Source organism: Methylobacterium oryzihabitans, from assembly GCF_004004555.2.
In the GTDB taxonomy this organism is placed as follows: Bacteria; Pseudomonadota; Alphaproteobacteria; order Rhizobiales; family Beijerinckiaceae; genus Methylobacterium; species Methylobacterium oryzihabitans.
In genome coordinates this window covers 35,648-48,817 of record NZ_SACP01000025.1, presented here as the reverse complement: position 1 = coordinate 48,817, position 13,170 = coordinate 35,648, and the positions used below count along the sequence as shown (strand labels likewise).

Sequence of the window (13,170 nt, the reverse complement as noted above, 5' to 3'; positions counted from 1 at the left end):
TCCTGCCTGCGCCCTCATCTAGCGTGGAGACGCCGCAGAGAGCAACACAAAACCACAAAAAGCCACATCAAGGCGCGACGACGAGCCCGATGCCCCGCGCCGCCAGCGCCTGTTCCATGGCGACGGGCGGCGCGGCATCGACGACGAGGCGCGTGCCGGCCGGGACGGGGTGCAGGCGGATCGGGGTCAGGCGGCCGAACTTCGTGCGGTCGACGACGACGAAGCCGCGCGCGGCCGCACCGAGCATCGCCGCGCGCAGTTGCGTCGGCAGGACCGCGAAATCGGTGAGGTCGCCGGAATCGGAGACGCCGCCGACCCCGATGAAGGCGAGGTCGGCGCGAAAGCGCGCGAGCGCGGCGATACCCTCGGTGCCGAAGGCCGCCTCGTCCGCGCCGTTGACCTCGCCGCCGAGCAGGTGCAGCCGGATGCCCGGCACCCGGCACAGCACGAGGCCGATCGACAGGCTGTTGGTGCACACCGTCAGGCCCTGCCAGGGGGCCCGGTCGGGGGCGGCGAGCGCCTGCGCGACCGCCAGCGTGGTCGAGCCGGAATCGAGCAGCACCACCATGCCGTCCTCGACGAGGCCGGCCGCCGCCCGGCCGATCGCCGCCTTTCCGGCCGGGTTGTCCTCCCGGCGCACGGCGAGCGCCGGCTCGTCGGCGCGGCGGGTCGCCCCTCCGTGCACGATCGCGAGCTGCCCGCGCCCGGCCAGCGCCTTGAGGTCGCGCCGGATGGTCTCGCGCGAGACCGAGAAGCGGGCCGCCATCTCCTCGACGCTGATATGCCCGTCCTCGGCGAGCCGCCTCAGGATCTCGCCGTGCCGGCGCGCCGCGATGGCGCGGGCGGACGGGGCGCTCATCGCCCGTCCCCGCCGGGACGCCCCTCGGCGGCGAGATCCAGCACGGCCCGGATCAGGCGCAGGGAGCGGCGGCGGGCGAGGCACACGATGGCGTGGCGGTTCGACAGGTCCGCTCCGGTGATCGGGACCGCGCGGATGCGCCCGTCCTCGCCGCATTCGAGGGAGGAGACGATGCCGATGCCGATCCCGGCGGCGACGGCCTCGATCACCGCCTCGCGGCTGTCGAGTTCCATCAGGACGGCGGGCGCGACGCCGCGGGCCCGGCAGGCGGCATCGAAGGTCCGGCGGGTGACGGAGGACGGCTCGCGCAGCACCATCGGCTGGCCGTCGAGCCCGGCGAGATCGATCGGCGCCCCCGTCGCGAGGGCGTGGCCGCGCGGCAGCACGGCCCAGACATGCGAGACCGCGAGGTCCTCGAGGTGGAGCTCCTCGCGCGGCTCGGCCTCCGTCACAACGCCGATGCTCGCGCGCTCGGCCAGCAGGGCCTCGCAGGTCTCGGCGGCGTTGCCGAGGCTCAGGCCCACGGTGATCCCGGGATGCCGGGCGCGCAGACGCGCCAGCAGCGGCATCACGACGTGGGGCGAATCGGCGGCGACCTCGATGCGCCCGGCGAGGAGCGCGCGGTTGGCGAGCAGCAGGTCCTCGGCCTGCTCGACCAGCCCGAACAGCGGCCGGGTCAGGGCCGCCAGGGCCTCGCCCTGCGGCGTCAGCTCGGCGCTGCGGGCGGTGCGGCGGAACAGGACGAGGTCGTAGCGCTCCTCGAGGGCCTTCACGTGCCCGGTCACCGCCGGCTGGCTGATGCTGAGCCGCTTGGCCGCGCGGGTGAAGCTGCCTTCCCGGGAGACGGCGTCGAAGGCGCGGAGCTGGAACAGGTTCATGGCGATCCATCGGCGCGACTGATGGCAAGCATCATGACAACCGATTTGATCTGATGGAATGGCGAACGCAAGATCCCCTCGTCCGCAGCGACGCCGGCGCGGACGACCGAGGACGATCATGGCCGCCTCCGCCCCCATCCTCCTGACGCCCGGCCCGCTCACGACGAGCGAGCGAACCCGCAAGGCGATGCTGACCGACTGGGGCTCCTGGGACGGCAGCTTCAACGGGCTCACCGCCAGCCTCTGCGACACGCTCGTGGCGATCGCGAACGGCTCGGGCAGCCATGTCTGCGTGCCGCTCCAGGGGAGCGGCACCTTCGCGGTGGAGGCGGCGGTCGGCACCTTCGTGCCGCGCGACGGCAAGATGCTGGTCCTCGTCAACGGCGCCTACGGCCGGCGCCTCGCCACGATCTGCGAGCGGCTCGGGCGCGCCCACGGCGTCCACGAGACGCCCGAGGACGTGCCGACGACGCCGGAGGCCGTGGACCGGCTGATCGAGGAGGACCGCGCGATCACCCATGTCGGCCTGATCCACTGCGAGACCTCGACCGGCATCCTCAACCCGCTCCCCGAGATCGCCGCCGTGGTCGCCCGGCACGGGCGCCGGCTGATCGTCGACGCGATGAGTTCGTTCGGCGCGCTGCCGATCGATGCCCGGACCGTGCCCTTCGAGGCGCTGATCGCGGCCTCGGGCAAGGGCCTGGAGGGCGTGCCGGGCATGGGCTTCGTCCTGGCGCGGGAGGAGGCGCTGCTGGCGGCCGAGGGCAACACCGCCTCCCTGGCGCTCGACCTGCGCGACCAGCACCTCTACCTGCGGCGCACCGGCCAGTGGCGCTTCACCCCGCCGACCCACGTGGTGGCGGCCCTGCACGAGGCGCTGCGGCAATACGAGGACGAGGGCGGCCTGCCGGCCCGCCACGCCCGCTACGCCCGCAACTGCGAGACCCTGATCGCCGGCATGCGGCGGCTCGGCCTGCGCAGCTTCCTCGCCCCCGCGGTCCAGGCGCCGATCATCGTCACCTTCCACGCGCCGCGGGACGGCCGCTACCGCTTCGCCGACTTCTACGGGGCGGTGCGCGACAAGGGCTTCATCCTCTATCCGGGCAAGCTCACCCGGGTGGAGACCTTCCGGGTCGGCTGCATCGGGGCCGTGACGCCCGCCGACATGGAGCGCGCCGTCGCGGCGGTGGCCGAAACCTTTCGCGAGCTTGGAATCGAGACCCTGTGAGGCACCTGAGCGAAGCCGGTTGTCGGCATCGCGAAGCGATCAATCGAAAATTGGATGAACCGCGAGCCGGGAGCCCGCCATGCGCTACGAGAACCCGCGATCGATCGAGGCGGTGGTCCTGGACTGGGCCGGAACCGTCGTCGACTTCGGATCCTTCGCCCCCACCCAGATCTTCGTCGAGGCCTTCGGCGAGTTCGGCGTCGCCGTCAGCCTGGAGGAGGCGCGCGGGCCGATGGGCATGGGCAAGTGGGACCACATCCGGACGCTCTGCAACGCGCCGCAGATCGCCGCGCGCTACGCGGAGCGGTTCGGCCGCACGCCGACCGATGCCGACGTGACGGCGATCTACGAGCGCTTCATGCCGCTGCAGATCGCGAAGATCGCCGAGCATTCCGGGATCATTCCGGGCGCCCTCGACGCGATCGCCGCCTTGCGGGCCCGCGGGATCAGGATCGGCTCCTGCTCGGGCTACCCGGCCTGCGTGATGGAGCGCGTCGTGGCGCTCGCGCGGACCAACGGCTACGAGGCCGACCACGTGGTCGCCACCGACGAGGTGCCGAACGGGCGCCCGTTCCCGGCCCAGGCGCTCGCCAACGTGATCGCGCTCGGCGTCCGTGACGTCGCCGCCTGCGTGAAGGTGGACGACACCGTGCCGGGCATCCTGGAGGGTCGCAGGGCCGGGATGTGGACCGTGGCGCTCACCTGCTCGGGCAACGCGATGGGCCTGAGCTACGAGGCGTTCAGGGCGCTCCCGGCCGATCGGCTCGCCGCCGAGCGCGAGCGGATCAAGGCGCTGTTCGCCGCGTCGCGGCCGCACTTCCTCGTCGACACCATCGCCGACCTGCCCGGCGTGATCGCCGATATCGAGGGGCTGCTCGCGGCCGGCCGCATGCCGCAGGCCTGCTGACGCCAGGCCAATCGCTTCAGCGATTGTCCTGCGGTCGCCCGCAGGGCGACGCTCGATGGCGGGCGCGAAGAGCGCCTCGCGGAGCGGGTTCGAGGGGACGAATGTCCGCTCGAACGCGTAAGCGAAGCGAAAGCCAAGTGAGCGGATGCGAACGCCGGCGCCTGAGGCCAAGCAAAAAACCAGGGCAATCGCTCTCAAGCGATTGCCCTGCTGCTGACGCCGCCCCGCTCATCGCCGCCGAATCGGCCGACCCGACGTCGTCGGGTCGCACGCTGCGGCTTTGCTCGATACACTTCTGAATTCCCCGCGCCGATAGCGCCAAAAAACTAGGCAATACTGCAAAAACTAAGAACTTGCTGCCGGGAGGCGCCGCCCGTCTATTGTCGAACCGCCGGAGCTGCAAGCGCCCGGTGCCGTCCGCTACCGGAGCCCCGCGCATGAGACTCGTCTCGATCCTTGCCCTCGCCCTCGCCCTGGGCATGTCGGCGGCACAGGCGGCCGAGCGGACGAAGCTCACGATCTACACCGCGCTGGAGAACGACCAGCTCGGTCCGTTCAAGGCGGCCATCGAGAAGGCGGTGCCGGAGGCCGAGGTGGTCTGGGTGCGCGATTCGACCGGCGTCATCACCGCCCGGTTCCTGGCCGAGAAGGACAATCCCCGCGCCGACATGGTGATCGGGCTCGCCGCGTCGAGCCTGCTGATGTTCGAGACGCTCAACCTGCTGGCCCCCTACAAGCCGGCCGGCGCCGACGCCCTCAAGGAGGCGTTCCGCGACCCGAAGCCGCCCTATACCTGGACCGGCATGGACGCCTATCTCGGCGTCGTCTGCTTCAACACGGCGGAAGCCTCCCGCGACGGCGTGAAGACGCCCCAGCGCTGGGAGGACCTGCTCCAGCCCGGCCTCAAGGGCAAGGTCGTGATGCCCCATCCCGCCTCGTCGGGCACCGGCTACCTGATGGTGGCCGGCTGGCTCCAGAGCATGGGCGAGGAGAAGGGCTGGGCCTTCATGGACCGGCTCCACGACACCATCGCGGCCTACCTGCATTCGGGCTCGGCGCCCTGCGTCCAGGCCGCCCGGGGCGAGCGGACCGCGGGCCTTTCCCTCGACATGCGCGGCGCCTCCGAGAAGAGCAAGGGCGCCCCGATCGAGGTCATCGTGCCCGCCGACGGCACCGGCTGGGAGGAGGAGGCCATGGCGGTGGTGGCGGGCACGAAGAACCTCGCCGTCGCCCAGAAGGTCGCCGACTGGGGGGCCACCAGGGCCGCGAGCGAACTCTACGCCAGGAGCTACGCGATCGTCGCCTATCCGGGCGTTTCGAGCGCACCAGCCAACTACCCGCCCAATGCCGAGGCGGGGATGATCAAGAACGACCTCGGCTGGATGGCCGAGAACCGCGACCGCATCCTGGCCGAGTGGTCGCGCCGCTACGAATCGAAGGCCGCCGCCAAGAAATAGCACGGGCCCTGGGGTCGCCCGCAGGGCGACGCTCCATGGCGGGCGCGAGGAGCGCCCCGCGGAGCGGGTTCGAGGGGACGAAGGTCCCCTCGAACGTCGAGCGGAGCGAAAGCCGAGTGAGCGGACGCGAACGCCGGCGCTTGAGGCCAAGCAAGAAGCCAGGGCCATCGCTTCAGCGATGGCCCTGGGCGAGGCGCGACACGTCGAGGAGCGAGACTGGCATGACGAGATCCGATCCCGCACCGTTCCTGACCATCCAGGGCCTCTCGAAGACCTACGGCAGCTTCACGGCCCTGGACCGGATCGATCTCACGATCCCGCGCGGCGCCTTCGTGTGCTTCCTCGGCCCCTCCGGCTGCGGCAAGACCACCCTCCTGCGCATCGTCGCGGGCCTCGACCGCCAGGATGCGGGCCGCATCGCGATGGGCGGCGTCGACGTCTCGAAGGCGCCGCCGGCGGAGCGGGATTTCGGCATCGTCTTCCAGTCCTACGCCCTGTTCCCCAACCTCACGGTCGCCGACAACGTCGCCTACGGGCTCGTCAACCGCCGGATGACGCGCGACCGGATCAAGGCCCGCGTCGCCGAGCTGCTGGCCCTCGTCGGCCTGCCGGATCAGGCGGCGAAGTACCCGGTCCAGCTCTCGGGCGGCCAGCAGCAGCGCATCGCCCTGGCCCGCGCGCTGGCCACCTCGCCCTCGCTGCTGCTGCTCGACGAGCCGCTCTCGGCCCTCGACGCCAAGGTCCGCCTCCGCCTGCGCGAGGAGATCCGCGCCCTCCAGAAGCGCCTCGGCCTCACCACGATCATGGTCACCCACGATCAGGAGGAGGCGCTGGCGATGGCCGATAGCGTCGTGGTGATGAACCACGGCCGGATCGAGCAGGTCGGCACGCCGGAGGCGATCTACCGCAACCCGGCGACCGCCTTCGTCGCCGACTTCATCGGGGCGATGACCTTCCTCGACGGGACGGTCTCGCCGTCGCAGGCGCTGCGGGTCGGCAGCGTCGATCTCGTCTGCGAGGGCGGGCGCGGCTTCCTGCCGGGCAGCCCCGTGCGCCTCGGCTTCCGGCCGGAGGAGATCCGGATCGGGGGCGTCTCCGCCGGCGACGTCAACGCCGTCGAGGTGCGGGTGAAGAGCCTCGAATTCCTCGGCTCCTTCTACCGGGCGCGGCTGGAGCCGCGCCGCGACCTCGGCGGCAGCCTCGTCGCCGACGTCTCGGCCAACCTGTTCGGCGACCTGCGGCTCGCCGAGGGACAGTCCCTCTACGTGGCGCTGCCGCCCGGGGCGCTGCGGGCCTTCCCGCAGGCTCCGGCGGCCTGAAAGAGCCCGGCGGCCCGATCGACGTGACGGAGGCTCGGACGCGATGAGCGACGGTGCGATCACCCTCCCCCTGGACGACACCGGCGCGCCGGCCTCCGCCCGCCGCCGCATCCCGGAAGCCGCCGTCGCCGCCGGCCTCGTCGCCGCGCTCGGCCTGCTTCTCGTCCTCATCATCGCGCTGCCGCTCGGGGCCCTGCTGGTCAAGAGCGTCGAGGGACCGGACGGCAGGTTCGCCGGGCTCGCCAATTTCCGCACCTACTTCGCGACCTCGGCCCTCGTCGACGCGCTGGCCAACAGCCTTCTCGTCGCCTCCCTCGCGGTGGCCGTCGTGGTGCCCCTCGCGTTCGGCTACGCCTACGCCCTGACGCGCACGGCGATGCCGTTCAAGGGGCTGTTCCTCGCCGCGGCCCTGCTGCCGATCTTCGCGCCCTCGCTCCTGTCGGGGATCGCGCTCACCTACATCCTGGGCAACCAGGGCTTCCTGCGCGGCCTGCTGTTCGGGCACTCGGTCTACGGGCCGATCGGCATCGTGATCGCCGAATGCCTCTACGCCTTCCCCCACGCCCTGCTCATCCTGACCACCGCGCTGGCGCTCGCCGACGGGCGCCTCTACGAGGCCGCCGCCGCCATGGGCACGAGCCGCCTGCGCACCTTCGCCACCGTGACGCTGCCCGGCGCCCGCTACGGCCTCGTCAGCGCGGGCTTCGTGGTCTTCACCCTGGTGGTGACGGATTTCGGCATCCCGAAGGTGATCGGCGGGCAGTATTCGGTGCTCGCCACCGATGCCTACCGGCAGGTCGTCGGCCAGCAGAACTTTCCCATGGGCGCCGTCGTCGGCCTGCTGATGCTGGTGCCCGCGGTGCTGGCCTTCGCCGTGGACCGGGTCGTCCAGCGGCGCCAGTCCGCCCTGCTCTCGGCCCGCTCGGTGCCCTACGAGCCGCTGCCGCGGCGCCTGCGCGACCGCCTGTCGCTGCTCTTCGCGGTCGCGGTCGCGGGCGTCGTCGTCGGCACCTACGGCGTGGCGGTCTGGGCCTCGTTCATCCGCTACTGGCCCTACAACCTCGCCCTGACCCTCGACCATTACGACTTCGCCGCCACCGATGCGGACGGCTGGCAGCCCTACCGGACCTCGCTCGCCATGGCGGGAACGGTGGCGGTCATCGGCACGGTGGTGGTATTCGCCGGCGCCTACCTGATCGAGAAGCTGAAGGTCTTCCCCGCCGGCCGGATGCTGGCGCAGCTCCTCGCGATGCTGCCGCTGGCGGTGCCCGGCCTCGTCCTCGGCCTCGGCTACGTGTTCTTCTTCAACGCGCCGTGGAACCCGCTCGACGTCCTCTACGGCTCGCTGGCGCTGCTCGCGGTCAACACGCTCGCCCACTACTACACGGTCGCCCACGTCACCGCCACGACGGCGCTCAAGCAGATCGACCCCGAGTTCGAGGCGGTCTCGGCCTCGCTCAAGGTGCCGTTCTGGCGCACCTTCACCCGCGTCAGCCTGCCGATCTGCCTGCCGACGGTGCTGGAACTCGCGGTCTATCTGTTCGTCAACGCCATGACGACGGTCTCCGCGGTGATCTTCCTGTACGGACCCGACACCAAGCTCGCCTCGATCGCCATCGTCCACATGGACGAGGCCGGGACGACCGCCTCCGCGGCGGCGATGGCGAGCGTCATCATGGCGACCGCCCTCGCCGCGCGGCTCGGGGCCGCGCTGATCGGCTGGGGCGTCGTCGCGCGCCTGCAGCGCTGGCGCCGCCGCGAGGCCTGACCATGACCGCATCCGCGACCCGTTCCTCCGGCATCGCCGAATCCGAGGGCGACACCAACCTGACCGGCCGCCGCGCCGCCTGGCAGGCCCGCAGCCTCGACGGCGAGACGCGCGGCCTGCTCGCCCGCGACGCCCGCGCCTTCCTGCACCAGTCAGTCTCGACGCCCTGCCTCAACGCCATCGCGAGGGCTGAGGGCATCTGGATCGAGGACGTGGCGGGACGCCGCTACATGGATTTCCACGGCAACAACGTCCACCATGTCGGTTACGGGCACCCGCGCGTGAAGCGGGCGATCGCCGAGCAGATGGACGCCCTGCCCTTCGCGCCGCGCCGCTACGCCTGCGCCGGCGCGGTCGCCCTGGCCGAGAGGCTGGGCGCGCTCGCCCCGGGCGACCTCGGCAAGGTGCTGTTCACCACCGGCGGCTCGGACGCGATCGAGGTGGCGGTGAAGGTCGCCCGCGCGGCCACGGGACGCCACAAGACCCTGTCGTTCTGGGACGCCTTCCACGGCGCCGGCACCGGCGCCTCGGCGATGTCGGGCGAGATGCTGTTCCGCTCCGGGCCCGCCGGACCGCTGGTCGCGGGCGCGCTCCACGTGGCGCCGTTCGGGGGCTATCGCTGCCCCTACGGCACGGACGGCGCCGAGGCGAGCGGACGGGCCTGCGCCCGCATGATCGACTACGTGCTCTCCCGCGACGGCGACGTCGCCGCCCTCGTCGCCGAGCCGACCCGCGCCGTGCCCTACGTCCCTCCGCCGGGCTTCTGGGCGGAGGTGCGGCGGATCTGCGACCGTCACGGCGTCCTGCTGATCTTCGACGAGATTCCGACCGGGCTCGGCAAGACCGGCCGGATGTTCTCCTGCGAGCACGACGGCGTCGTCCCGGACATCCTCGTCCTCGGCAAGGGGCTCGGCGGCGGCATCCTGCCGATCGCGGCCGTCGTCGCCGACCGGCGCCTCGACGTCGGCGGCGACTGGGCCTTCGGGCACTACACCCACGAGAAGAACCCGGTGACCGCCCGCGCGGCCCTGGAGACCCTCGCGATCATCGAGGACGAGGATCTCGTCGGCAACGCCGCGCGGGTCGGCGCGCTCGCCCTCGACCGGCTGGAGGCGATGAAGGCGCGCCACCCCGCGATCGGCGACGTGCGCGGCCGGGGCTGCCTGATCGGGATCGAGCTCGTGGGCGACCGCGCGACCCGCGAGCCCGATGCCGATCTCGCCGAGGCGGTGCTCTACCGGGCCCTCGATGCCGGCCTGTCCTTCAAGACGACCATGGGCAACGTGCTGACCCTGACGCCCCCGCTCGTGGTGAGCGAGGCGCAGATGCTCGCCGCCCTGGACATCGTGGAGGCCGCGATCGCCGGCGCGGCGAAGGACCGGGGATGACCGGCCCCCCGTCCTCCTCGACCTCGCCGGCCGGGTGGCCCTGCCGCTCTGGAGCATCCCTACGAAACCCGAACAATCGCTTCGCAATACGGATTTCGGCTTCGCTCAAGCGTGTGGAGCCTCCAGTTCCACCGCGCGGGCCGGCGATACGATGTCCGGAACGAAGGTCCGAAACCCGTATCATACGAAATCCGAACGATCGCTTCGCGATGCGGATTTCGGCTTCGCTCAAGCGCCGCGCGGGCTGATGATACGATTTTCGGAACTGATCGTCCGAAACCCGTATCAGTTCCGGCTTCGCGGATCGGCGACCTCGACCGCCCGCACGGCGTCGCCCTCCCGCAGGAACGGGCCGGCGCGGACCACCACGAGGTCGTTCTCGGCGAGCCCGGAGCGGATCTCGACCTCGTCTTCGGAGAACAGCCCGATGCCGACCGGGCGCGCCTCGATGGTGCGGCCGGCCGAGACGTAGACCGCCGGGCCGTCGCTGCCGTTCACCAGGGCTGAAAACGGCACCGCGACGCCGCAGCTCTCTCCCACCGCGACCGTGCCGCGGGCGAACAGGCCGAGCCGGATGTCGGCCGCCGAGCCGAGCAGGATGCGCACCTGACCGAGTTGGGTCGCCGGATCGGCGACCGGGGTGACGAGGCGGACCTTGCCGGTGACCGGGCCGAGACCGATCGGCCTGACGCTCGCCGGCTGGCCGGGCGCGAGGCGGTCGAGCTTCGCCAGCGGCGCCTCGGCCGCCAGTTCCACCTCGCCCCGAGCGGCGATCACGAAGAGCGGATCCCGGCGGGTCGGCGCCGGGGCGCCGACCACCGCCGTGCTGCGGCCGACGAGGCCGGCGACCGGCGCGCGCAGGGTCACCGGCCCGCCCGGCTGGCCGTCCTCGGGGGCGAGCTGGGCCAGGGGCTGGCCGGCCCGGACCTCGTCGAGGGGTCTGGCGAGGACCTGCGCAACCCGCAGGCCGTCCCGGTCGGGCCGAACCTGCACCTCCTGCCGGGGCACCAGCACGCCGGTCACGTCGACCCGGTCGGCAAAGCAGCGGGTTCTCGCCCGGGTCACGCTGACCGTCGGTCCGGCAGGCCCCGGGTCGGCCGCCGCGCCGGCGAGCCCGGGAACGACGCCCGCGCAGGCCGCGAGCAGCGTCAGAAATCTTCGTCGCGACACGTCCCGTTCCTCATCCCGATCGCGTCGTCGGATCCTGTCCGGATCGGTCCGTCCCGCCTCGGCGCGCCCATGCGTCATCCACCCGGATCCTTGTCCTGCCGCGGGTCTCCGAAGCAAGAGGCCTCCGAAGCAAGAGGTCTCCGAGCCGGGACCCGCGGCCATCGTCGCAAGGACTGCTCAGCGGCGCCGGGGCGCCGCCCGGCCGGCGCCCTCCGCCGGCACGAGGGCGTCGAGGAGCCCGCCGCCCCGGCCGCCCAGGAGGTCCGTACCGAGCGTCCCGAGGCCCTGCTGCAGGCGTCCGTCGCTCATCAATCCGGCGAGGTCGACGTGAACCTGGGGGGCGTCCCAGGGGCCGTTGACGAGGATGGGCAGGCTCACGTCGAACAGGCGTGGCAGCGCGCGCGCCGCCGCGCCGGTCAGTCGCGGCTCGATGCGGAAGGCGAGACCCCGCTCGACGAGGTCGACCACCCCGCTGCCGCCCGCCGTGACCAGGGGCCCCGCGAAGGCGAGGTCCTGGGTCGTGGCCCGGCCGTCGTCGATCCGGAAGCGCAGCGAGAGCCGGTCGAAGGCGGTGGTGTCGGCCGCGGAGATCCGCGCGGCCATCGACTGGACCATGCCGGGAATGTCGGCGCCGTTGAAGCGCCCGTTCTCGACCAGGAGCGCGGCGGTGCCCGAGAGGCTGCGCCGGATCCCGGCGAGGTCGCGGCCGCCGGCGCGCAGGTCGAGGGTCGCGGTGGCGGCGCCGTCGACGAGGGAGAAGCCGGCGAGGCCCGACAGCAGCGGCAGCGCCCGGACCCGGGCCAGTTCGATCAGCAGGGCATGGCGCGGCTCGTCCTCCGGCGCGGCCGCGAGCGTGGCCGCGAGGCGGCCCTGCACCCGGCCGCCATGCAGCCCCGCCGGAGCGAGCGCCGCCTCGACGGCACCGTCGGCGAGCCGCAGGTCGAGGTCGACCCCGTCGAGGCGGGTCCGGCCCATGGCGAGGGAGGCGGCCCGGAGCCGCATCCGGCCGTCGAAGAGGCGCAGCACCGCCGCGGTCCCCAACGCTCCGGTCTCCGGCGGGGCCGCGACGGACAGCGCCTCGAACCCGAGATCGAGCCGCACGAAGGGCTTGCGCGCGAGATCGACCAGGGCGCTGCCGCCGAAGCGGTCGGAGCCGAGACTGCCCGAGAGGCGCGAGAGGGTCAGGGTCGAGCCGGTCAGGACCGCCTCGGCGGCGCCGTCGATGGGCGCGCCCGAGACCGGCGGGACCCGGCAGCTGAAGGTGACGGCCAGGGCCTCCGCATCGCCGGGCGGTCGGCCCGCAACCGGCGGAGGATCCGCCGGCACCGGTGGAGGATCCACCGGCACCGGTGGAGGATCCACCGGCGCGGTGGTCAGGGTGCAGCGGACGGGCGTGCCGTCCGTCCGGCCCGCCACCGTGAGCGCGTAGCCGCCGGCCTGCCGTGCCGCCGCGACGGCGAGCCCGTCGAGGGCCGCGACGGTGCGCTCCCCCTCGGTCAGCGCGATGCGGCCCTCGCGCACGGTGAGGCGTGCGACGCGGGGAGCGTGGCCCGGGGAGAGGGCGGGACCCCGAAGCGTCTCGTCTCCGCGCCACCACTGTGCCGGCCAGTGCAGGGCAGGCCGGACGAGTTCAACCTCGTCCGCCTCGCCCGCCAGGAGACCGAGCGCCGCCGCGGTGAACCGCACCGCCTCGATCGTGAGGCGGGCCCGGCCCACGGGTCCGGGCGGCGTCTCCGTCGCGAGGTCGTACAGGACGAGGCCGGCCGGCCGGAGCGACAGCCCGGCACCACCCACCACCCAGGACCGTCCGGTCGCCGCCTCGAGGCGGCCGGCGGCAGCGCGCACGATGAGGCCCTCGCCCGCGACCAGAAGCGCCGCAGCGCCGGCCACGCCCCCGGCCGCCAGGATGAGCAGGAGGTTGCGAAGTCTCATGTCCGGCCGGCAACCCGTCGAGGACGCGCGATGAAAGAAGACCGCACTTGCCCGGCGAAATCAATCGCCCAGGCGCGGCGCGCCAGGGCAATCGCTCGAACGCGATCGCCCTGGTTTCTTGGCTCGGCCTCAGGCGCCGGCGTTCGCGTCCGCTCACTCGGCTTGCGCTCCGCGGGGCGCTCTTCGCGCCCGGCACACGGCGCGATCGCTCTTCGAGCGATCCCCCTGCCCCGCGCGGGCGGGTCAGGGCAGGCGGGGCGAGAC

At 72.8% G+C, this 13,170-nt stretch carries 10 protein-coding genes; 6 read left to right on the top strand and 4 right to left on the bottom strand.

The genetic code is table 11. From position 1 onward, the window contains the following. Positions 1-67: 67 nt before the first annotated feature. The gene (locus EOE48_RS21300; RefSeq protein WP_127732899.1) at positions 68-859 is read right to left on the bottom strand and encodes a DeoR/GlpR family DNA-binding transcription regulator; all 792 of its coding nucleotides are present in this window, start codon (positions 857-859) and stop codon (positions 68-70) included. Further along, complete coding sequence (locus EOE48_RS21295; RefSeq protein ID WP_127732898.1) at positions 856-1,737, bottom strand: LysR substrate-binding domain-containing protein; 882 nt, start codon at positions 1,735-1,737, stop codon at positions 856-858. Before EOE48_RS21295 ends, EOE48_RS21300 begins: the two co-directional genes overlap by 4 nt. 118 nt (positions 1,738-1,855) lie before the next feature. On the opposite strand from EOE48_RS21295, the gene EOE48_RS21290 reads away from it, so the two are divergent. From EOE48_RS21290 to pbfA, 6 genes are all read left to right on the top strand, one after another. Beyond that, entirely contained in the window at positions 1,856-2,965 is a 1,110-nt protein-coding gene (locus tag EOE48_RS21290) for a 2-aminoethylphosphonate--pyruvate transaminase (RefSeq protein ID WP_127732897.1), read from the top strand. A 79-nt stretch (positions 2,966-3,044) separates the two neighbouring features. Beyond that, entirely contained in the window at positions 3,045-3,872 is an 828-nt protein-coding gene (gene phnX / locus EOE48_RS21285; RefSeq protein WP_127732896.1) for a phosphonoacetaldehyde hydrolase, read from the top strand. A gap of 437 nt (positions 3,873-4,309) precedes the next feature. Beyond that, positions 4,310-5,329, top strand: a complete 1,020-nt coding sequence (locus EOE48_RS21280; RefSeq protein WP_127732895.1) for a putative 2-aminoethylphosphonate ABC transporter substrate-binding protein — start codon at positions 4,310-4,312, stop codon at positions 5,327-5,329. A 221-nt stretch (positions 5,330-5,550) separates the two neighbouring features. Further along, positions 5,551-6,648, top strand: coding sequence for a putative 2-aminoethylphosphonate ABC transporter ATP-binding protein (locus EOE48_RS21275; RefSeq protein ID WP_127732894.1), 1,098 nt, complete (start codon positions 5,551-5,553; stop codon positions 6,646-6,648). A 43-nt stretch (positions 6,649-6,691) separates the two neighbouring features. After that, a complete protein-coding gene (locus EOE48_RS21270; protein WP_127732893.1) occupies positions 6,692-8,416 on the top strand; it encodes a putative 2-aminoethylphosphonate ABC transporter permease subunit in 1,725 nt (574 codons plus the stop codon). Between the two features lie 2 nt (positions 8,417-8,418). Further along, positions 8,419-9,804 carry a (R)-1-hydroxy-2-aminoethylphosphonate ammonia-lyase gene (pbfA, locus tag EOE48_RS21265; RefSeq protein WP_127732892.1) on the top strand — a complete coding sequence of 462 codons (1,386 nt, stop codon included), beginning with the start codon at positions 8,419-8,421 and terminating at the stop codon, positions 9,802-9,804. A gap of 285 nt (positions 9,805-10,089) precedes the next feature. Here pbfA and EOE48_RS21260 read toward each other — a convergent pair whose 3' ends face one another. Together EOE48_RS21260 and EOE48_RS21255 are read right to left on the bottom strand one after the other, a co-directional pair. Continuing rightward, on the bottom strand, positions 10,090-10,974 hold the full coding sequence (locus tag EOE48_RS21260) for an efflux RND transporter periplasmic adaptor subunit (RefSeq protein WP_246154668.1): 885 nt from the start codon (positions 10,972-10,974) through the stop codon (positions 10,090-10,092). A gap of 177 nt (positions 10,975-11,151) precedes the next feature. After that, on the bottom strand, positions 11,152-12,906 hold the full coding sequence (locus EOE48_RS21255) for an AsmA family protein (protein ID WP_127732890.1): 1,755 nt from the start codon (positions 12,904-12,906) through the stop codon (positions 11,152-11,154). Positions 12,907-13,170: the final 264 nt, after the last annotated feature.

Bases quoted from the DNA above. Each gene is read 5' to 3' on its own strand.
- EOE48_RS21300 (WP_127732899.1), bottom strand. From the start codon at position 859: ATGAGCGCCCCGTCCGCCCGCGCCATCGCGGCGCGCCGGCACGGCGAG.
- EOE48_RS21295 (WP_127732898.1), bottom strand. From the start codon at position 1,737: ATGAACCTGTTCCAGCTCCGCGCCTTCGACGCCGTCTCCCGGGAAGGC.
- EOE48_RS21290 (WP_127732897.1), top strand. From the start codon at position 1,856: ATGGCCGCCTCCGCCCCCATCCTCCTGACGCCCGGCCCGCTCACGACG.
- phnX (WP_127732896.1), top strand. From the start codon at position 3,045: ATGCGCTACGAGAACCCGCGATCGATCGAGGCGGTGGTCCTGGACTGG.
- EOE48_RS21280 (WP_127732895.1), top strand. From the start codon at position 4,310: ATGAGACTCGTCTCGATCCTTGCCCTCGCCCTCGCCCTGGGCATGTCG.
- EOE48_RS21275 (WP_127732894.1), top strand. From the start codon at position 5,551: ATGACGAGATCCGATCCCGCACCGTTCCTGACCATCCAGGGCCTCTCG.
- EOE48_RS21270 (WP_127732893.1), top strand. From the start codon at position 6,692: ATGAGCGACGGTGCGATCACCCTCCCCCTGGACGACACCGGCGCGCCG.
- pbfA (WP_127732892.1), top strand. From the start codon at position 8,419: ATGACCGCATCCGCGACCCGTTCCTCCGGCATCGCCGAATCCGAGGGC.
- EOE48_RS21255 (WP_127732890.1), bottom strand. From the start codon at position 12,906: ATGAGACTTCGCAACCTCCTGCTCATCCTGGCGGCCGGGGGCGTGGCC.